12 protein-coding genes are annotated in these 20721 nt (G+C 73.1%); 6 read left to right on the plus strand and 6 right to left on the minus strand.

The features are described 5' to 3' along the window. Positions 1-92 precede the first annotated feature (92 nt). On the minus strand, positions 93-1547 hold the full coding sequence (locus MBA17_RS32260) for an ABC transporter substrate-binding protein (protein WP_238500566.1): 1455 nt from the start codon (positions 1545-1547) through the stop codon (positions 93-95). Positions 1548-1663: 116 nt separating this feature from the next. On the opposite strand from MBA17_RS32260, the gene MBA17_RS32265 reads away from it, so the two are divergent. Then, positions 1664-3667 carry a glycoside hydrolase family protein gene (locus MBA17_RS32265; protein ID WP_238500568.1) on the plus strand — a complete coding sequence of 668 codons (2004 nt, stop codon included), beginning with the start codon at positions 1664-1666 and terminating at the stop codon, positions 3665-3667. Here MBA17_RS32265 and MBA17_RS32270 read toward each other — a convergent pair. Genes MBA17_RS32270 through MBA17_RS32280 form a run of 3 tightly spaced genes read right to left on the minus strand, consistent with a single transcriptional unit; the run spans position 3601 to position 8103 of the window. After that, the gene (locus MBA17_RS32270) at positions 3601-5352 is read right to left on the minus strand and encodes an acyltransferase (RefSeq protein ID WP_238500570.1); all 1752 of its coding nucleotides are present in this window, start codon (positions 5350-5352) and stop codon (positions 3601-3603) included. The genes MBA17_RS32265 and MBA17_RS32270 overlap by 67 nt on opposite strands. Next, the gene (locus MBA17_RS32275; protein WP_238500572.1) at positions 5336-6643 is read right to left on the minus strand and encodes a glycoside hydrolase family 28 protein; all 1308 of its coding nucleotides are present in this window, start codon (positions 6641-6643) and stop codon (positions 5336-5338) included. Before MBA17_RS32275 ends, MBA17_RS32270 begins: the two co-directional genes overlap by 17 nt. Further along, a complete protein-coding gene (locus MBA17_RS32280; RefSeq protein WP_238500574.1) occupies positions 6643-8103 on the minus strand; it encodes a glycoside hydrolase family 28 protein in 1461 nt (486 codons plus the stop codon). Before MBA17_RS32280 ends, MBA17_RS32275 begins: the two co-directional genes overlap by 1 nt. Positions 8104-8374: 271 nt before the next feature. On the opposite strand from MBA17_RS32280, the gene MBA17_RS32285 reads away from it, so the two are divergent. Both MBA17_RS32285 and MBA17_RS32290 read left to right on the plus strand, forming a co-directional pair. After that, the gene (locus MBA17_RS32285; protein ID WP_238500575.1) at positions 8375-10936 is read left to right on the plus strand and encodes a family 78 glycoside hydrolase catalytic domain; all 2562 of its coding nucleotides are present in this window, start codon (positions 8375-8377) and stop codon (positions 10934-10936) included. After that, positions 10933-13905, plus strand: coding sequence for a glycoside hydrolase family 2 TIM barrel-domain containing protein (locus MBA17_RS32290; RefSeq protein ID WP_455432899.1), 2973 nt, complete (start codon positions 10933-10935; stop codon positions 13903-13905). The genes MBA17_RS32285 and MBA17_RS32290 overlap by 4 nt, the downstream gene beginning before the upstream one ends. A gap of 11 nt (positions 13906-13916) precedes the next feature. Here MBA17_RS32290 and MBA17_RS32295 read toward each other — a convergent pair whose 3' ends face one another. Then, the gene (locus tag MBA17_RS32295) at positions 13917-16019 is read right to left on the minus strand and encodes a beta-galactosidase (protein WP_238500577.1); all 2103 of its coding nucleotides are present in this window, start codon (positions 16017-16019) and stop codon (positions 13917-13919) included. Between the two features lie 49 nt (positions 16020-16068). Here MBA17_RS32295 and MBA17_RS32300 point away from each other — a divergent pair, with 49 nt between their 5' ends. The 3 genes from MBA17_RS32300 (at position 16069) to pdxA (ending at position 20056) form a co-directional block, all read left to right on the plus strand. Continuing rightward, entirely contained in the window at positions 16069-17577 is a 1509-nt protein-coding gene (locus MBA17_RS32300; RefSeq protein WP_238500579.1) for an alpha-L-fucosidase, read from the plus strand. Positions 17578-17705: 128 nt separating this feature from the next. Continuing rightward, on the plus strand, positions 17706-19061 hold the full coding sequence (locus tag MBA17_RS32305) for a four-carbon acid sugar kinase family protein (RefSeq protein WP_238500581.1): 1356 nt from the start codon (positions 17706-17708) through the stop codon (positions 19059-19061). Beyond that, positions 19058-20056 (plus strand): 4-hydroxythreonine-4-phosphate dehydrogenase PdxA, encoded by a 999-nt coding sequence (pdxA, locus tag MBA17_RS32310; protein WP_238500583.1) that lies wholly within the window; start codon positions 19058-19060, stop codon positions 20054-20056. The genes MBA17_RS32305 and pdxA overlap by 4 nt, the downstream gene beginning before the upstream one ends. A gap of 255 nt (positions 20057-20311) precedes the next feature. Here pdxA and MBA17_RS32315 read toward each other — a convergent pair whose 3' ends face one another. Continuing rightward, positions 20312-20719 (minus strand): cupin domain-containing protein, encoded by a 408-nt coding sequence (locus MBA17_RS32315; protein ID WP_238500586.1) that lies wholly within the window; start codon positions 20717-20719, stop codon positions 20312-20314. Positions 20720-20721: the final 2 nt, after the last annotated feature.

Consider the following 20721-nt stretch of genomic DNA (forward strand, 5'->3'; position numbering starts at 1 on the left):
CGGGTCGGCCCGGACCGTACGGCTCCGCCCGGGCCGGCTCGGTGGACGCGGCGGAGCCGTACCTCGCGGCGCGGCTCCGCCGGACGTGGTGGTTACCAGTCCTTGCCGGAGGCCGCCTGGGCCTTGATGTAGTTCGGGATGTCCCGGGTCTCGGCCACGGTGAGCGCCGAGCGGACCGAGAGGCCGTCCTTGAGCACGTGCTGGCGGAACACCATGTACATGGGGATGTCCCAGTACTCGGTCTGCTGGTAGTCCTTGATCACGGCGTTGTCGCCCCAGAAGACGCCCGAGGTGTCCACCCCGGCCAGTTCGGGGATCTGGGCGCCGAACGCCGACTTGACGGCGTCGGACTGGAGGGCGGGCTTCATGCCGTGCTTGGACAGCTCGATCTGCCCGTCCTGGGACACCAGCCACTTCAGGACCGCGAGCGCCTGTTCCTTCTTGGTCGACTGCGGCGGCAGGAAGGCGGCGATGGTGTTGGGCTGGTAGATCGAGTTCTGCCCGCTGCCCAGGACGGGGACGGAGGAGACGCCCAGCTCGACGTTCTTCCTCAGCTCACGCCACTCCTCGGCGTCGTCCGCCTGGAGGTAGTGCGGGCTGAGCGCGTAGGCGTTGAGCTTCCACAGGCTGTCCACGGCCATCGCCACGTGGCCGGTCAGCAGGTAGTCGTCGACGGTGGTGAAGATGTTGCGCGGCAGCAGCAGGAAGCGTTCCATGTTCGCGCCGAGCTGCTGCCAGCCCTTGGAGGTGATGCCGATCTTGACGTCCTCGGGCTTCGGGCTCTCGCTGCCGGTGGGCAGGAAGGGGTAGAGGCCGAGCTGGTTGTACTCCAGGTACAGGTCGGGGTGTTGCAGGTAGCCCTTGTACGCCGTCAGGTCCTTCTCGAACGTGAGCTTCTTGGCGAGGCGGAACGCCTCGTCGTAGGTGATGCCGTTCGACGGGGTCCGCAGGCCCTGCATGTCGAAGATCTTCTTGTTGTGGAAGAGCACGAACTCGTCCACGAACAGCGGAACGCCGTAGATCCCCCCGTCGGAGCGCGACTTGACCATCTCGACCGCGCCCTTGTTGAGCGAGCCGACGTCGATCCCGGAGGTCCTGAGGTCGTCGGTGAGGTCGCGGACCCAGCCTCGGGGCTCCAGGTCGCGGTCGATGCGCCGGCGCGGGTCCTCGATGATGATGTCCGGCACCACGCCGGCCTTCTCCAGGTCCTCGTAGCGGATCGGGTAGTCCCAGGCGGCCGCCTTGATCTTCAGGCCCGGGAACGCCGCTCTGAGCTTGTCGCCGATGACCCTGTCGAAGAAGCCCTCGTTCTCGAAGGGCTTGTAGTTGGCCATGAAGATGAAGAGCTCGTCGTCGCAGACCTCGAACGGCGTGCCGTACTTGTTCGGGATCTGGACGCAGGCCGCCGCACGGGTCGCCGCACGCGCGGTGGCCGGCACGGAGAGGCCGGCCATCGCCGCGCCGCCCGCGAGCGCTCCGGCCGTCACGAACCGCCGGCGGCTCAGTCCGAACCGGGAACCGTCGCCGTCCTGGGGGGTCTGGTGCATGCTTCGTGCCTCCTGAAGGGGGTCAGCAGTAGGTACTCCACTGGCATACCACTTGCATGCCATAATCGTCCCGCTGGACTTCAACGGTCAACACCTATGACGGATAGGAGTTGTCAATGTTCCGCATCGCGAACGGCGACAAGATCCTGGAACTGACCGAGCAGCCGGGCGACGTGCGGTTCGCCTGCCGGCGGACGGCCGACGGCGACGCCGGTCTCACCGCCCGCCTGAGCGAGATGCTCGCCTTCTCCACCGGCCGCCCCTGGGACCTCACCCTGCCCGGAGTGAGCGACCCCCGGATCCGGCGCACCGCGAAGGGACTGGCGGTGACCTGCGGCATCGGCGGCCTGGCGGTCGAGCTCGACCTGGCCTTCGCGGGCGGCCTGCTGCTGCTCGACATCACCTGGCGCAACCCGGGCGCCGCGACGCACCAGGACGCCGTCGTCGGCCTGGTGCTGCCCCTGCCGTGCCGCACGCCCGAGGCGGTGACCCTGCCGCAGGTGTTCTACCGGGGCAACCCGTCGGCCGAGCGCGACCGCGTGGTGCCGCGCCTCGGGGTCGGCCCCGGGCGCGGCCTGGTGGTCGAGGACCACCGGCTGCCGATCCCCTGTGCTCACGCCGAGTGGCCCACACCCGAGGGCAACTGGTATGCCACCCTCTACGCCGAGACTCCCGGAGAGGGCTCCCTCGGCGCCGTCCAGCGCGACCGTGTGGCGCTGCTGGCGATGAGCGGCGCGCTGATGTTCAACGGCGTGCCGGACACGGCGTACGTCCACAAGAACCGCACGGCCCCCTACGACGGCGGCTACCGGGACCTCCCGCCGGGCGCCGTCCACCGCACCCGCCACGCCCTCGACTGGGGACGCCCGACGCAGCCGGGACACGGCTTCCGGGAAATCGTGCGCCGGGGACTGGATCTCTATGACCCGCTGGGCGCCCGGCCGCTGACCCTGGACCAGATCGTGCACCACAAGACGTCCGCGCTGGACCGCCGCTGGCACGACGCCGAGCGCGCCGCCGGCTACCTGAAGTTCACCGGCCCCGGCCACACCCCCGGCTTCATGTACGGCTGGACCGGCCAGAGCCTCAAACTCGCCTGGTGCGACGCCCGCATCGGCCTCGACGCCGACCTGCCCCAGCGGATCGACCGCTGCCGGCGGGCCGTGGACTTCTACCTCGACGGCAGCGCGACCGGCGCGCCGCCCGGCCTGCGGATGAGCTTCTACGCCACCGAGGACCGGACCTGGTCCGGGTTCCGGCGGGACGAGAAGGAGTTCATCTCCGCCCGGGCGTACGGCGACACGCTCGGCGACCTGGCCGACATCATCGAACTCCTGCGCTCCCGCGGGCACGCCGTGCCGCCGCGCTGGATCCAGGCGCTGACCGCCGGAGTGGACACCGCCTGCGCCACCGTGCCGCCGTTCGGCTGGCGGCTGGACGGCACGCCGCTGCCCGGCGATCCCGGGGCGGCCGGCCTGCCGTGCGTCCTGGCCCTGCTGAAGGCCCACCGCGTCACCGGCGAGCCCCGGATGCTGCGGCGCGCCGAGGAACTCGTCGAGCACTACCGCCACCGGCACGCCGACGACTACGCCCGCCCGTTCGCCCGCGCCACCCTCGACGCCGCCTGCGAGGACAAGGAGGGCGGCATGGCCTACTTCCAGTGCGTGTACGAACTCCTGCTGCTCACCGGGCGGGACCGCTACCGCGACTGGGCCGAGGAGGCCGCCGACTGGCTGCTCACCTGGGTCTACCAGTGGAACCCGCCGTTCCAGCACGGCTTCGAGACGACCGGCTGGCCGGGGGTCAGCGTGCAGAACCACCACGTCGACGTGTTCTTCCCGGCCTGCGAGCTCGCCGGGCTCGGCGAGCTGACCGGGAACCGGGTCTACCGCAGGCTCGGCGAGCTGGTGCTGCACGCCTTCGGGCAGGGCATCTGCACCCGCCCCGGGGAGTGGGGCTTCGACGACCCCGGCGAGCAGGCCGAGGGCTTCTTCCCCACGAACTGGCAGACCCGTGGCACGGCCAACACCTGGAACCCGTCGTGGGTGACCGCTCAGGTGCTGTCGCAGGCGCTGCGGATGGGAGCCGGCTCCGGCCGGTGCACCCCTCTCGGACGGTAACCGAGCGCCTCGCCGACCCCCAGGTGATCGGCGAGCAGCCAGGCGATCGCCAGCCACATCTCGGTGCCCTGCAGGCCGGCGACGTGCGGCGGGCGCGCGCCGGGCTCCAGGGCGAAGGAGAATCCGGCGCCGTCCTGCCACCGGCCGAGCAGCCGCTCCAGTTGCGCGCGCGCCCAGTCGCGGCCCTCCCCGATCCGGTGCCCGGTCTGGCGGGCGCACAGCCACAGCGGGTGGACGACGTCGAGGACGTCGCAGGCGTTGCCCCGGTCGGGGCCGAAGCAGGCCGGGTCACGGCTGTGCGTGAGCACGGTGTCCACGGTCCGCTCCGGGTAGGGCAGGGGCAGCCCGAACTGGGCGAACGTGCCGCGGGTGACACGGTAGAAGCCGTTCACCGGCTGCCGCCACCGGTCGGACCCGCGCGGCTGCCCCCACAACCCGTGCACCGGGTCGGCGCGGGTGAGCAGCCAGCCGAACAGCGCGTCCGCGGCCGGCGCGCGGCGGCCGGACACGTCCAGCTCACGCCGGAGCGCGGTGCCGATCCCGTCCACCCAATGGCCCGACCGCCACGCCTCGGTCCGCCACGGCAGGGCGTCCAGCCGTTCCGTCAGCCGCTCGGCGGTCAGCTCCGTGACCGCGCGCTGCGGGTGCGCGAACCGGGAACCCAGCAGGTCGAGGGCGTAGCCGACGGACAGGATGTGGTACATCGCCGTGTCGTCGTCCAGTGAGGGCGGCCCGGCCGCGTACTCCGGGACCAGCCCGGTGGCCGGGTCCTGCAGGGCACGCAGCCGCTCGGCGAGCTCCGGCCCGTCCGATCCCGGCGGAGGCCCGTCCAGCAGCAGCGCGGACACCTCCACGGCGTCGCACACCGCCCGCACCGTACGGCCGGCGCCCGGCCGGTCGATCCAGGTGTCGCCGTCGCGGCACCGGAGCAGGACGTCCTGCGCCTGCTCGCGGGCGCGCGCGGCGAACCGCTCCAACCGGGCGTCCAGGCCCGCCGGCCGTGCCGTTCCCGTATCGCGTCCCGTATCGCGTCCCGTGTCGCGCCGGTCACGCAGCCGGCGCGCCGGGTTGCCCGCGGCGACCGACCAGGGCGGCAGGTCCCGGGTGACCACCGAGCCCGCGCCGATCACGCAGTGGTCGCCGATGGTCACGCCGTCGACGACGACCACGTTCGAGCCGATCCACACGTCGTCGCCGATCACGATCCCCTTGGACACGAGAGGCTGCCGGTGCACGGGGGTGTCGGGCGCGAAAGTGTGGTTGAAGCCGAGCAGCGAGGTGTGCGCCCCCACGCGTACCCCGTCGCCGAGCCGCAGCGTGCCGCGCGCCGTACTGAAGGGGTTGAGCGTGCAGTGGGCGCCCATCCGCACGTCGTCGGTGACCACGGCGTGCGCGCCGATGTAGGAGCGGTCGCCCAGTCGCAGCCGCCGGGGGTGCACTCCCGCCCACGGCGAGACGAAGACCCGCTCCCCCAGCTCGGCCTCGCCGCCCTCCGCCTCGATCCGGCCGGCCAGCCGCCGCTGGTGCTCCAGCTGCTCCGCGCGCTGCTCCTCGCCGGCCGTACTCCAGAACTCCCAGGGGCAGTAGTCGTAACGGCCGGGCTCGTTCCCCGGCTGCGCCCCCCGGTCGTGCTCGTTCCCCGGGCGTGCCCCCCGGTCGTGCTCGGGCTCATTCCCGGTGTCCACCGGTGACCCCCTCCCGTACGAGGCCGTGCACGTGTTCGACCCGGTCCGGCTCGTCCACGGCGGTGAAGTGGCAGCCGGACAGCCGCAGGTCGCGGATGGGCGCGTGCTCGTAGCCGCGGGCCAGCACCGCGCGCCGGGCGTGGCCCACCGTGACGTCGCTGATCCCGATGTCGCGGACGAGCGGCGGGAAGTCGCCGCTGTCGCCCTCCCCGCGATGGAAGTCGCAGGTGAGGAACTCCTTGGTGAGATGGGTGACGGTGATGTCGGCGAGCTGGATGTTCTCGGCGAAGCCGCCGCGCACCGAGTTGGTCTTGATGTAGAGACCGAAGTAGAGCCCGGGGCCGCCGATCCGGCAGCGGCGCACGTAGACGTTCCTGATGCCGCCCGTCATGTCGCTGCCCAGGGTGATCGCGCCGTACCGGTGCCGCAGCACGCAGTCCTCGATCACGATGTTCTCGCTGGGGGTGTTCACCCGCCGGCCGTCGGCCTCGCGGCCCGACTTGATGGCGATGCAGTCGTCGCCCGCGGTGATGTCGCAGCGGCGGATCACCACGTCCCGGCACGACTCCGGGTCGATGCCGTCGTTGTTGGGGCCGGGGCTGTCGATGGTCACGTCCTGGATGAGGACACCGGTGCAGAGCACGGGGTGGATCTCCCACATCGGGGAGCGCACGATCGTCACGCCTTCGACGAGCACGCCGTGGCAGCTCTGGAACTCCACGAAGTTGGGCCGGAACCGGTGGCCCTGGGCGTACACCCGCCGCTCCACCGGTTCGCCGTCCTCCGCCTGCCGCCACAGGCTCGGCCAGTCGTCCTCCTGCTGCCGGATGCCGGGCCGCCAGCCGAACTCGGCCTGCCCGGACCAGGGCCACCAGTGCTCCTCGTCGGCCTGCCCGTCGAGGACGCCGCGCCCGGTGATCGCCACGTCACGCTGCCCCTGGGCGTAGACGAACGGCGAGTAGCCGTAGCACTCCACGCCCTGGAACCGGGTGAGGACCGGCGGCAGGTAGGCGGCCGGGTCGCGGCTGAAGAGCAGCGTCGCGCCCTGCTCAAGGTGCAGTTCGACGTGGCTGCGCAGCCGTACCGGCCCGGTCGCGTACGTCCCCGGGGGGACCCGCACCCGGCCGCCGCCCGCGTCGTGGCAGGCCGTGATCGCGTCGCGGATGGCCGCCGTGCAGTCGGTGCCCGCGTCGCCCCGGGCGCCGAAGTCGGTGATCGTGAAGGTGCGGTCGGCGAAGTTCGGCCGGCGCACCCGCGCCACGATGGCGTCCGCCTCCTTCCAGTCGCCCATCAGGACGTGACCTCCTTGCGGGCCGCCGCCGAGTCCGGGACGTACTCCCCGTTGATCCGCACCCGCCGCAGCACCAGACCCGTCACGTTCCGCAGCTCGTTGGGCCCGGTCATCGCCACGAAGTCGCAGTCGCTGAACGACACGTCGCGGATGGGGTTGGCGTCGTTGCCGAGCAGGGTCCAGGCGCGCGGGCCGTTCTGGGCGGTGAGCCGGTGCACGGAGATGTTCCGCACGTCCGGGTAGTAGTCGCCGACGTCCACCCGCTCGTAGTTGAGCGCCACCTCGATGACGGTCTCGCCGACCTGGCCGACCGTGATGTCATGGCAGGTGATGTCGCGCACGTAACCGCCGCGCAGCGGATTGGACTTGATCCGGATCGCGCGGTCCAGGTCGGGGCTGTCCATCCGGCAGTCGCGGGCGAGGATGTCGCGCACGCCACCGGTGGTCTCGCTGCCGATGGTGACGCCGCCGTGCCCGTTGCGCATCTCGCACCGCTCGACGAGGGCGTGCTCGCAGGGCACGTTGACCCGCCGCCCGTCGGCGTTCTTGCCGGCCTTGAAGGCGACGCAGTCGTCACCGGTGTCGAACAGGCAGTCCTGGATGAGGACGTAGGCGCAGGACTCGGGGTTGCAGCCGTCGTTGTTGGGGCCGTGCGGGCTGTCCACGGTCACCGAGCGGATGGTGACGTTACGGCACAGCACCGGGTGGATGTTCCACATCGGGGAGTCGCGGACGGTGACCCCCTCGATGAGGATGTCGCGGCACTCGTAGAACTGGATCAGGTTGGGCCGCAGGCGGAGATCGGCGCCGAAGACCCGCTCCTCGACGGGTGTGCCGGCCTCTCCCCAGGCCAGCAGTTGTTTCTTGGCCGCCGATTCGACCGAGGGGCCGCCGTCGACGCCCTTGGTCCAGTTCCACCAGTGCTCGGCGTCGGCCTGACCGTCGATCACGCCGCGCCCGGTGATCGCGATGTTCCGGCAGCCGCGCGCGTAGATGAAGGGCGAGTAGCTGACGCACTCCGTTCCCTCGTAGCGCGTGTACACGGCCGGCAGGTACGCGGCCGGGTCCCGGCTGAAGCGCAGCGTGGCGCCCTCCTCCAGGTGCAGGTCGATGCGGTCGCGCAGATGCACCGCGCCGGTCAGCCAGTCGCCGGGCGGGACGATCACACGGCCGCCGCCGGCCGCGGCACAGGCCGCCACGGCGTCGCGGATGGCGGCGGTGCAGTCGGTCACGCCGTCGCCGACCGCACCGTGGTCGGTGATGCGCACCCGGCGGCGGGGGAAGCGCGGCTCGCGCACGCCCGCGAGGATGCGCGCGGCCTGCCGGTCGGCGGCGGCGCGGTCCGCGCCCGGCACCGCCGACCCCGCCGACGCGGCGGCGGACGCGGTCCCCGCGGTCAGCAGGTACGCGACGGTGGAGCCCGCCGCCAGCAACACCGTTCTGCGGTCGGGAGCCTTCATCGGGACCACCCCTCGGCTGGAATGTGCAGGTGCTCACGCTCCGGAACCCTCGGCGGCACGGCCGGGTCGGCGAGCAAGAGCGGGATTAGTGGTATGCCAGTCATGGTCAACAACGCCGTCTCGTAACCGGGATGAACGCTTGCGAGCGCGCCCGACATGAACGCTAGGCATGGCATCGAACGTAGTCAAGAGGTGTTGACCCGGCCACAGCAGCCGTTTTACGGTCGAGGTCATCCACCGGACAAGGTGGCATACCAGTGAGGGTGACACCGTGACCACCGCACCACATGCCCTGAAAACCGGATACCTCACGGACCCGCTCGGCCTCGACGACCAGCATCCCGGCCTGTCCTGGCAGCCGACGTACGGCCGGCAGCAGGCGTACCGCGTCCAGGCCGCCACCGGCCCGGAACCGCTCGCCTCGGGCGAGGCCGACCTGTGGGACAGCGGGCGGGTGGACGGGGAGCGCCACACCGATGTGCGCTACGGCGGCAAGACGCCCGGCGCCGGGCAGCGGGTCTGGTGGCGGGTGCGCGTCTGGACGGCCGGCCGGCCCTCGCCGTGGAGCGAGGCCGCCGTCTGGGAGACGGGCCTGCCGTCCGCCGCCGACTGGGAGGGCGCGCAGTGGGTGACCGCACCCGATCTGGACGCCCGGATGCCGCTGCTCGCAGGAGACTTCCACCTGGCGGACCGGCCGGTGCGGGCCCGCCTGTACGCCACCGCCCTCGGCGTGTTCGAGGCGTCCGTCAACGGCGCCGAGGTGGGCCGCGCCGTGCTGGAGCCGGGCTACAGCGCCTACGACAAGCGTCTCCTGTACGCCACCTACGACGTCACGGACGCGTTGCGGGCCGGCGCCAACACGGTCGGCGTGCGCCTCGGCAACGGCATCGCGCACGTCCCCGACGTACCCGGCCGCTACCAGAAGCTCCGCGTCAGCCACGGGCAGCCCAGAGTGCTCGCGCTGCTGCGCGCGGAGTACGCCGACGGGACGTCCACCACGGTCGTGACCGGCCCCGACTGGCGGACCGCCCCCGGTCCCGTCACGCTCTCCGCGTGGTTCGGCGGCGAGGAGTACGACGCCCGGCTCGAACTGCCGGGCTGGGACACCCCGGACGCCGACCTCGGCGGCTGGCTGCCCGCCGTCGTCGCGCCGCTCGACGGGCCGCGGCTGCTCACCGCCCGGGCCCATCCGCCCATCGAGGTGGTGGACACCGTCGTGCCCGTCTCGATGATCGAACCGCGTCCCGGGGTGTACGTCTTCGACCTGGGCGTCAACATCGCCGGCTGGCCGCGACTACGGGTGGCGGGACCGGCCGGCACCTCGGTGGTCATCCACCCGGCGGAACTCCTGTCCGCCGACGGCACCGTCAACCAGCGCTTCACCGGCACCCCCTGCTACGACCGCTACACCCTGCGCGGCGACGGGACCACGGAGGTGTGGCAGCCGGGAACCGTCTACCACGGCTTCCGCTACCTCCAGGTGGAAGGGCTCCCCGAGCCGCCCACGCTGGACACCGTGCGGGGGCTCGTGCTGCGGGCGGCCAACGCGCGGGCGGGGGGCTTCACCTGCTCGTCCGACCTGCTCAACGGCGTCCACCGGCTGATCGACCGGGCCGTGCAGGGCAACATGTACAGCGTCCTCACGGACTGCCCGCACCGGGAGAAACTCGGCTGGCTGGAGGAGACGCACCTCGTCTTCCCCGCCGTGGCGTACGGCTACGACGTGGCCGCGTACTACCGCAAGCTGGTGCGGGACATGGCCGACGCGCAGACCGAGACCGGCCTCGTCCCCGGCATCGCCCCGGAGTACACGGTCTTCGAGGACAAGTTCCGCGACGACCCGAACTGGGGCGGCGCCATCGTCCTCGCGCCGTGGCACCTCTACCGCACCTACGGCGACACCGCCACCCTGCGCGCCCACTACCCGCACATGCTGCGCTACCTCGCCCACCTGCGCTCGCGAGCCGACGGCGACCTGCTCCACCACGGGCTCGGCGACTGGATCGCGTTCGACGACTCGACGCCCAAGGCGGTCACCGCGACGTTCGCCTACCACGCCATCGCCACCGCCCTCGCCGGGATCGCCGAGGTCATCGGCGAGGACGACGACGCGGCGGACCACCGGCGGCTCGCCGCCCGCGTCGCCCGCGCCTTCCACGCCGCGTTCTTCGACGCCGAACGGCACACCTACGCCACCGGCAGCCAGGCCTGCGACGCGCTCGCGCTGGAGATGGGCGTGGTGCCGGAGGAGGAGCGGGCGGCCGTCGTCGCCCATCTCGTCGCCGGCGTCCGCGCGGCCGGGAACCACGTCACGGTCGGCGAGATCGCGCTCCCCTCGCTGCTGCGGGTGCTGTCCGCGCACGACCGCGACGACGTGGTGTGGGACCTGCTCAGCCGTACCGACAGTCCCAGCTACGGCTACCAGCTCGCGCACGGCGCGACCGCGCTGACCGAGCGCTGGGACGGGCCGACCCGGGGCTCCTCGCAGAACCACTTCATGCTCGGCGCCGCCGCCGAATGGTTCACCGCCTCGCTGGCCGGCATCCGGCAGGCGGCGGACTCGGTCGCCTACGAGCGCATCGTCATCCGGCCCGGCCCGGTCGGCGACCTCACGTACGCGAGCGCCTGGTACGACACCCCGCGCGGCCGGGCCGGAGCCACCTGGCACCGCGGCGCGGAGGAGTTCCGGCTCACCGTCACGCTGCCGCCCGGCGGGCCGTCACGCGTCGAGCTGCCACTGCCGGACGGCGGGCGGGACCTGCGCGAGGTCGCCCCGGGGAGCTGGGAGTTCAGCGTGCCCGGCCGGTGGGCGGAAACCGAAGGCACACCGTGACGTCTCCAGGGGAGAAGATGGCCGCGTACTACGAGGACCTCGAACCCGGCACCGGCCGCCGCGCGCCGCGTGCCCACGCCCTGTCGGACGCCGGATCGCTGAGCCTGAACGGTGACTGGTCCTTCCGCCTCTCGCCGACCGCGGACGGGGCGCCGCTGGACTTCCTGGGCCCCGACGAGCCCGGCGGCGGCTGGTCACGGCTGCCGGTGCCGTCGCACTGGGTGCTGCACGGCCACGGCGTGCCCAGGTACACCAACACCGCCTACCCGTTTCCCATCGACCCGCCGTACGTGCCGGACGACAACCCGACCGGCGACCACCGGCACGTCTTCGACCTGCCGGACGGCTGGCGCGTCGCGGGCAGCGTGCTGCGTTTCGACGGCGTCGACTCGTGCTTCCGGGTCTGGCTCAACGGCCGGGAACTGGGCACTTCCAAGGGCAGCCGGCTGCAGGCGGAGTTCGAGGCGGCCCCGGCCCTGCGCGCCGGCCGCAACGTGCTGGCCGTACGGGTGCACCGCTGGTCCTCCGGCAGTTACCTGGAGGACCAGGACATGTGGTGGCTGCCCGGGATCTTCCGCGACGTGACGGTGCTGGAACGTCCGGCGGGCGGCATCGACGACTTCTTCGTCCACGCCGGCTACCGGGACGGGCACGGGCTGCTGCGCGTCGAGACCGACGTGCCGGCCCTGCTGACCGTTCCGGGGCTCGGCGTCACGCGGCACCCGGCCGGGGAGCCCCTCACCCTGCCCGGCGTCGAGCCGTGGAGCGCCGAGAGCCCGACGCTGTACGACGGGGAGCTCTTCACCGACCACGAGCGGATCCGGCTGCGCATCGGCTTCCGCACCGTGGCGATCCGGGACGGCAGGTTCACCGTCAACGGCGTCCCCGTCCTGCTGCGCGGCGTCAACCACCACGAGCACCACCCCGACCACGGACGGGCCGTGCCCCTCGCCACCCTGCGCGAGGACCTGCTGATGATGAAACGGCACAACATCAACGCGGTCCGCACCGCCCACTATCCGCCGCACCCCGCCTTCCTCGACCTGTGCGACGAGCTGGGCCTGTGGGTCGTCGACGAGTGCGACATCGAGACCCACGGCTTCATTTACTCCGGCTTCCAGGGGAACCCGCTCGACGACCCGCGCTGGGAGCCGATGCTGCTCGACCGGGTGCGCCGCATGGTCGAGCGGGACAAGAACCATCCGAGCGTCGTCATCTGGTCGCTGGGCAACGAGAGCGACGACGGCCGCAACCTGGCCGCCCTCGCCGGCTGGACCCGTGACCGCGACCCGTCACGCCCCCTCCACTACGAGCGCGACCGCACCTACCGCCACTCCGACTTCTACAGCCTCATGTACGCCCCCGTGGACGAGGTGGCCCGCATCGGACGCCACGAGGAGGAGGCGCCGCCCGAGACCGCCGACCGGCCCGAACTGGAGGAACGCCGGCGTGCCCTGCCGTTCCTGCTGTGCGAGTACGCGCACGCCATGGGGAACGGCCCGGGATCGCTGACCGACTACCAGCGTGTGCTCGAGGAGCATCCGCGCTGCGCGGGGGCGTTCGTGTGGGAGTGGATGGATCACGGCCTGCGCCGCCGTACCGAGGACGGGCGGGAGTTCTTCGGGTACGGCGGGGACTTCGGCGACGCTCCGCACGGCGGCACCTTCTGCATCGACGGCCTGGTCTTCCCCGACCGGACGCCGTCGCCTGGGCTGGCCGCCTATGGGAAGGCCGTCGAGCCGGTCGGCATCGAGGTGTCCGCCGCCGACGGGCGCGTCCGCGTCCGCAACCGCCATGACGTGTGCGACCTGTCCCACCTGCGGTTCGCCTGGACCCTTGAGGACGAGGGCGTCCCGATCGGGTACGGCGAGCTGAAGGTCCCGCACGTGGCCGCCCGGCAGTCCGCCGACCTCCCCCTGCCCCGGCTGCCCGTTCCCGACCGGCCGGCCGGGGAACTGTGGCTGACGGTCCGGGCGGTGCTCGCGGCGGGCACGCCGTGGGCCGACGCCGGGCACGAGGTCGCCTGGGCGCAGGCACGGATCGCCGCCGGGCACGAGGCCGCCCCGGAGCAGGCGCGGGTGGCCCCCTCCGCCGCCCGGCGCACGGAATCCGGCGACGAACCCGAGCAGGCGGGCGCGTCCGGCGGCGGGCTCAAGCGTGCGGGCGCGGAGTTCGATCCCCGCACCGGCGCGCTCCGTGCCCTCGGCGGCCTCCCGCTCGACGGCCCGCACCTCGACATCTGGCGCGCGCCCACCGACAACGACCGCGGCATGGGGGACAACTCCGTGCTGCGCACCTGGCTGGCCGCGGGTCTGGACCGGATGGTCACGCGTACCGTGCGCGTCGAGGAGCGGCCGGACGGGCTGATCGCCGAGATGCGGGCGGCCCCGGCCGGGCTGCCGCACGGCCTGCGGGTCCGGTACGAGTGGACGCCGGAAGGGGACGGGCTGCGGCTGGCCGTCCACGTCGCCCCCGAAGGTCCGTGGGAGGAGCTGACCCTCCCGCGCCTCGGTGTGCGCTTCGCGCTGCCCGGCGGCCTCGACCGGGTCCGCTGGTACGGCAAGGGCCCCGGTGAGGCGTATCCGGACAGCGAACAGGCGGCCCGGGTGGGCCTGTTCACGGCGACGGTCGCCGGCCTGCAGACGCCGTACGTCGTCCCCCAGGAGAACGGCCGCCGCGCCGCCGTACGGTGGGCCGAGCTCACCGATCCGGCGACCGGGGCCGGGCTGCGGGTGGCGGGCGCGGGCCCGTCGCCGCACTTCGGGCTGACGGCGCGGCCGTGGGGCGCCGAGGCCCTCGAAGCGGCCGCGCACCCCACGGACCTGGTGCCGGACGGCCGGGTCCACCTCCACCTCGACCACGGCCAGCACGGGCTGGGCAGCGCCTCCTGCGGCCCCGGGCCGCTCCCCGAGCACCGGTTGCACCCCCTGGCCGGCACGTTCGCCTTCCGGCTGCGGATCCTTTCATGACCCTTCGGGGATCACCCGCCGGCGGCGAGCACCCGCACGTCCCAGCCGTCCAGCCGCAGTTCCTCCCCCGCCGCCAGTCTGCCGCCGCCGAGCAGGTCCGAGACGGGCTCGGGCGTCGTCAGGCGCACCTGGTCCCAGCTCCAGTTGTGCGCGAACCAGATCCGCCCGCCGCCGGCGTCACGGGCCGACGTCACCGTCACGGACGGCGGGAGCCCGGCCCAGCGGGGGCGGGCGGACGGGCGCGCGACGTGCCGGGCGAGGGCGGTGGCGAACCGCGAGCAGGGCAGCGTGCCGACGTAGGTGACCCGCCCGCGCCCGTACTCCTTCTCCGCCGCGGCCGGCCACTGCCCGAAGTGCGGGTGGACATAGTGGGCGAGCGGCCGGGCGTCGTCCAGGGTGAGGCCGTCCGCCCACTCCGTCGCGTGCGCGCCCGCGCCGAGCTCCAGGCCGGACCCGTCGGCGGCTCGCACCTCGACCGGCCGGGAGAGGTTCGCGTACTCCAGGTAGTGCAGGCCGGCCGCGTCGCGCAGCGCACCGGGCGCCACCTCGGCCCTGGCGCGGGCCTCCTCGTCCGCGTAGCCGGTGCGGAAGGTCAGCACCAGGTGGCCGCCGGCCCGGGCGTAGCCGTCCAGCAGGGCGAGTACGGCGTCGCCGGCCGCGTACAGCGCGGGGACGACCAGGACGGGATGGGCGGCGGCCAGCTCCTCCGGCGACCCGGTGAGCTGCTCGGGGGAGACGACGCGCAGTTGCGCCCCCGCGTCGAAGAAGCCCTTGTAGAAGGCGCCGAAGATCCGGTCGTACGCGCGCGGGTCGGGGGCGAGGGAGCCGGGGCGGGCGAGCGGCGGCTGGCACTGCAGCGCCCAGTCGCTCTCCACCGACCGGACGAACGTGACGTCGGCGTCGGGCACCAGGCCCCGCAGCGCCGTACCCGCGACGTCGAACTCCCCGGCGATCCGCCGTGCCTCGCGCAGGAAGCGGCCCGGCTGGAGGGAGTGGCCGAGGAGCCCGCCCCAGTGGGTTTCGGCGCCGTAGTGGAGCGTGTGCCAGTGCCAGTACTGGACCAGGCGCGCCCCGCGGGCCACCAGCGCCCACGCGACCTGCCGCAACTGGCCCTCGTAGCCGGGGTGGTTGGTGTGCGAGCCGCCGATGGACGCCGCGTTCGTCTCGGTGACCATGAACGGCGCCTGCCCGGCGCCCCACAGCCGGTCCGCGGACTGGTACAGCTGCCAGACGCCCTGCCCGAACCAGCCGCCCTCGTGCCGCCGTTCCTCGTCGGGCAGCGCCAGCTCGTCCTGCGCGAGGTAGTAGACGTTGCCGGCCGTCACGTCCAGCGCGCGGGTCACCGCCACCTCGTCGACGGCGGGCCGGGTCACGGCCAGGCAGGTGGTCACGTACTGGCCGGGGCGGGCCAGTTCCCGCACGATGCCCGCCTGCCAGGCGATGAACCCGGCCGTGAGATCGGCCTGGTAGCGACGCCAGGCCAGGTCGTACGACGGGGTGGTGTCGCCCGGCGGCCGCCACAGCTCGTCCCACGAGGAGAGCCGGTGCGACCAGTAGGTGAGCCCCCACGCCTCGTTGAGCGCCTCGACCCGCCCGTACCGCTCCTTGAGCCGGGCCACGAAGCCGGCGAACACCTGGGGATTGTGCAGGAGGTGCAGCCCCGGCTCGTTGTCGACCTGATAGCCGGCCACCGCCGGGTGCGCGGCGTGGCGGGACACGATGCGACGCACCAGCCGCTCGGCATACCGACGGAATACCGGATTGGTGAAATCCACCTCCTGGCGGCCTCCCCAGGGCACCGGGCGACCGTCCGCCAGCACCGCCGCGATCTCCGGGTGCGCCCGCTGCAACCACGGCGGGACCGCGTAGGTGGGGGTGCCGAGCAGCACCTGGACGCCCCGCTCGCGGGCCCCGTCCAGCACCGGCAGGATCCAGTCCAGATCGAAGACTCCATCCTCAGGTTCCCAGGTGGACCACACCGACTCCCCGACCCGGATCAGCTTCAGACCCGACTCGGCCAGCAGGTCGAGATCCGTCTCCAGCCGATCATGGGGCTGGTACTCGTGGTAGTAGGCGGTCCCTGTGGAAACTCTGTCCAGATGCGGCATCGACATGCCTCGAAGGTGGCATGCCACCCATGGAACGTCAATCGAGGAGAACTCCGTGAACAGCAGCGAAGCACCCGAGTACCGGCCCGACTGGGAGTCACTGCGCCGCCATCGGATCCCGGGCTGGTTCCAGGACGCGAAGCTCGGCATCTGGTCGCACTGGGGACCGCAGTCGGCGGCGCGCAGGGGCGACTGGTACGCCCGTCACCTGTACGGCCCCTATGACGGCACCGAGGGCTTCGAGACCGAGCGCGTCGCCCGTCAGACCGCCTTCCACCGGGAGCGGTACGGCCATCCGTCCACGTTCGGCCACAAGGACCTGTGCGACCTGTGGCGGGCCGAGAGGTTCGACCCGGAGGACCTGATGGACCGCTTCCGGCGGGCCGGCGCCCGCTACTTCGTCTCCATGGCGGCGCACTGCGACAACTTCGACCTGTGGGACTCCGCCCACCAGCCCTGGAACGCCGTCAACGTCGGCCCGCGCAGCGACATCGTCGGCCGCTGGGCCGACGCCGCGCGCGCCGTGGGACTGCGCTTCGGCGTGAGCATGCACGCCGGCTCCTGGACCTGGCGCTGGCTGGACGCCGCCTTCGCCGCCGACGAGTCGGGACCGCACGCGGGCGTGCCCTACGACGGCCATCTCACCGCCGAGGACGGCCGGGGCACCTGGTGGGAGGGCCTCGACCCGCGCGCCCTGTACGGCCGGCCGCGCCGCCCCGGCGAGAAACCGGACGCCGAGTTCATCGACGACTTCTACGCCCGGCTCCGCGACGTCACCACCCGCCACCGGCCCGAACTGGTCTACCTCGACGACGCCCGGCTCCCCTTCGACGACGGCAGCGTGTGCACCGCGGCCCCGCCCAGCCCACGCGGCCTGGAGTTCCTCGCCGGCTACTACAACGACGTCCCCGACAGCGCCGTGAGCATCAAGACGATCCCCCGGGAGGATCGCGGGGCCGTGCTCCTCGACGTCGAACGCCACCAGCTCGGCGACCTCGACCCCGAGCCCTGGCAGTACGACACCAGCATCGGCGACTGGTTCTACAACGACGGCGAGCGGTACAAGACGCCCGGCGAGATCGTGCACCTGCTCGTCGACACCGTCAGCAAGAACGGCTGCCTGCTGCTGAACGTCCCCCAGCTCCCCGACGGCACCCTGGACGACGCCACCGCCGCCGTCCTCGACTCCCTCGAAACCTGGACCGGGACCTGCGGCGAGGCCGTGTTCGGCACCCGCCCCTGGACGGTGTACGGCGAGGGCCCCACCAGGGTCACCGGCGACCGCGCCCGCGAGTCCGCCCTCGCCTACACCTCCCGCGACATCCGTTTCACCCAGTCGAACGGGGTCCTCTTCGCCTTCCTGATGGCCTGGCCCGAGGACGGGGTGGTCCGCATCCACTCCCTCGGCACCGCGAAGGGCCTGTTCGGCCGCGGCCCGAGCCAGGTCACCCTGCTCGGCTCGCCCGGCCCGACGCGGTGGACGGCCCTCGACGACGCGCTGGTGGTGACGCTCCCCGCCCACCCGCCGACCCCGTACGTCCAGGTGCTGCGCATCAGCCCGTGAGCCGCCGCCCGGCTGCGGCCGTCTGGAGGGGCGGCGCGGAGCGGATAGCGTCATGCACGCGTCGCGCCGCCGTCTCCCGCGCTCGGCGATGCCCTGACCACCTGTTCCACGAGCCGTTGTGAGGATGGATGCGCGCTGTACTCGCGGTCGCCGACGATCTCTCCGGTGCGGCCGAGGTCGCCTGCCATCTCATCGTGCGCGCCCTGCGCACGGAGATCGTGCTCGACGACGGCGTGGTCGTGCCGTCTGCGACCTGCGATCTCCCCGTCATCGACACCGACAGCCGGCAGCTGCCGCCCTCCGCCGCCGCCACCCGGGTCGGGTCGGCCCTCGGCCGCTTCGCCCGCGACTCGTCGATCATTCTGAAGAAGGTCGACTCCCTCCTGCGCGGCAACCTCGCCGCCGAACTCACCGCCGTCCTGCGCCGTCCCGCCGGGAACGGGCCGGGCGTGCGGGTGGCCGTCATCGCGACGGCTCTGCCGGCCCTGGGCCGTACCGTCGTCGGCGGCGTCGCCCGGGTGGGCGGGGTGCCGCTGCGTGAGACGGCGGCGTGGCGCCTGGAGCGGGCGGCGGCACCGGAGAGCGTGGCCGGCGCGGTGCGCCCGCTGCCCACCCGCCTCATCGGCCTGGACGTCGTGCGTGCCGGCCAGGAGGAACTGGCACGGCGGCTGGCCCGCGCCGCGGCCGACGGGGTCTCCCCGATCTGCGACGCCGAGACCGACGACGACCTCGACCGCGTCGTCGCCGCCGCGATCGGCCTGCCCCGGCTCACCCTGGTCGGCTCCGGCGGCCTCGCCGCGGCCCTCGGCCGCCACCTCGCCCGCCCGCCCGCGGACGAACCGACCACAGGCGAACCGGACATGGACGAACCAGACACCGGCGAACCGGGCGCGGACCAGGCGTCCCGTACGGCCCGCCGTACAGAACACGAGGGCGCGGTGGCTCCTCGCGGAGTTCGGAGGGGAGGCGCGGCCGGAGGGTTGCTGGTCGTGGTGGGGACGGCGGATCCGGGGGCGCGGGCGCAGGTCGGGCGGCTGGTCGCGATGGGGGTCACGCACCTGCCGCTGTCCCTCGGCGGGCCGGCGACCGACGCGGGGCTGCCGGGCCGGATCAGGGCCGCGCTCGACCGGGGCCCGGCGGTCCTGACCATCGACCCGGACGGCGGGCTCGTCCCGGAGCGGGCCCGCACCCTCGCGGGCGAGCTGGCCGACGTGGTCCGCGACATCCCGTCGATCTCCGCCTGCGATCTCGTGCTGACCGGCGGCGAGACGGCGCGGCGGGTGCTCCAGGCACTGGGCGTCAACTCGCTCAGGCCGGTGCGGGAGATCCACCCGGGCGCGGTCCACAGCGTCACCGGGGACGGCCGGTCGGTCGTCACCCGGCCGGGAAGCTTCGGCGGCCAGGACAGTCTCACCCGGATCATGCGGGCGCTACGGCCTCCGGGCCACGCCCGGACCATCACGAACGAGAGGCGCATCCCTTGAACACCCCTCTGATCGCCGTCACCATGGGCGACGGCGCCGGCATCGGCCCCGAGGTCATCGTCGCGGCGCTGCTCGACGAGCAGGTCACGGCCTGCTGCCGCCCGATCGTCATCGGGGACGCCGCCCGGCTGGAACAGGCCGCGGGGATCCTCGGGCTGCGGCCGGAGATCACGCCCGTCGCGACGGCCGGCGACGCGTCGTTCACGCCGGGCCGGATCAACGTGATCGACCTCGGGCTGCTCCCCCGCGACCTGCCCTGGGGGAAGGTGTCCGCAGTGGCCGGCGACGCCGCGTACCAGTACGTCGAGGCGGCGTGCGAGCTCGCCGTCGCGGGCGAGGTGCAGGCGATCTGCACCGCGCCGCTCAACAAGGAGGCGCTGCACGCGGGCGGCCACGTCTACCCGGGCCACACCGAGTTGCTGGCCGAGCTGACCGGCACCGAGGAGGTCTCGATGCTGCTGGCCGCGCCCCGGCTCAAGGTCATCCACGTGACCACCCACCTCGGGCTGCTCGACGCGGTGGACCGGATCGACCCGCCGCTGGTGGAGCGGACGATCCGCAGGGGTCACGAGGCCATGGTCCGCTCGGGGGTGCCGAAGCCCCGGATCGGGGTGTGCGGGATCAATCCGCACGCCGGGGAGAACGGCCTGTTCGGCCGCGGCGAGGAGGCCACGAAGATCGCGCCGGGGATCGAGGCGGTCAGGGCCGACGGCATCGACGCCCGCGGCCCGCTCCCCGCCGACACGCTCTTCTTCCTCGCCGGCAGGAACGACTACGACCTGGTCGTGGCCATGTACCACGACCAGGGGCACGGCCCGGTGAAGGTGCTCGGCATCGAGGCCGGGGTGAACATCACCGTCGGCCTGCCCGTCATCCGCACCTCCGTCGACCACGGGACCGCCTTCGACATCGCGGGCAGCGGCAGGGCCGACGCCGCCAGCATGGTCCAGGCACTGCGGCAGGCCGCCGAGATGGCCCCCGTCCCCGCCTCATGACCCCGGCCCCCGCTGGGGAGTGCGAGCCGCGTGTCACGACCGGCGCGGACGGTTGATGGCGCGGGCCGCGTGTCACGGCCCGGCGCAGACGGTTGAGAGCGCGGGCCGCGTGTCACGACCGGCGCAAATGGTTGATGGCGCGGGCCGCCTGTCACGGCCCGGCGCAGATGATTGAGGACGCGCGCCCCGTGTCACGGCTGGCGCAGTTGGTTGGGGCGCGGGCCGCGTGTCACATCGGCCGCGCCGCGACGCTCGTCAGGCCTGGCGCCACTCCGCGACGCCGCCGGCCGCGTGCAGGCGCAGGTCGGGTGCTCCCTCCAGCGCCTTCTCCGCGCCGCCGGGCGTGTAGGTGACGATCAGGCGCAGCGGACGCCAGGTCGCGTTGAACGTCGAGTGGTAGGCGCCCGCCGGGATGTGCACGGTGTCGCCCTCCTTGATCGGAAACGGCTCGCCGTCGTCGACCATCTGCACGGCCTCGCCCGAGATCACGTAGATGATCTCCTCGGCGTCCGGATGGTTGTGCCGGGCATGGCCCTGGCCGGGGTTGACGATGACCTCGCCCAGGGTGCAGCCCGCCCCCTCGACGGTGGACGGCGTGACGAACCACTTGATGGATCCCCAGTCGAAGGCCATCGTGGGCACGGTGTCGGGCGTGACATGCACGG

It is taken from the genome of Dolomitihabitans soli (assembly GCF_022213955.1).
Classification (GTDB): Bacteria; Actinomycetota; Actinomycetes; order Streptosporangiales; family Streptosporangiaceae; genus Streptosporangium_A; species Streptosporangium_A soli.

Excerpts from the sequence above, each read along its gene's own strand:
- MBA17_RS32260 (WP_238500566.1), bottom strand. The coding sequence starts at position 1,547 with ATGCACCAGACCCCCCAGGACGGCGACGGTTCCCGGTTCGGACTGAGC.
- MBA17_RS32265 (WP_238500568.1), top strand. The coding sequence starts at position 1,664 with ATGTTCCGCATCGCGAACGGCGACAAGATCCTGGAACTGACCGAGCAG.
- MBA17_RS32275 (WP_238500572.1), bottom strand. The coding sequence starts at position 6,643 with ATGGGCGACTGGAAGGAGGCGGACGCCATCGTGGCGCGGGTGCGCCGG.
- MBA17_RS32280 (WP_238500574.1), bottom strand. The coding sequence starts at position 8,103 with ATGAAGGCTCCCGACCGCAGAACGGTGTTGCTGGCGGCGGGCTCCACC.
- MBA17_RS32295 (WP_238500577.1), bottom strand. The coding sequence starts at position 16,019 with ATGTCGATGCCGCATCTGGACAGAGTTTCCACAGGGACCGCCTACTAC.
- MBA17_RS32305 (WP_238500581.1), top strand. The coding sequence starts at position 17,706 with ATGCGCGCTGTACTCGCGGTCGCCGACGATCTCTCCGGTGCGGCCGAG.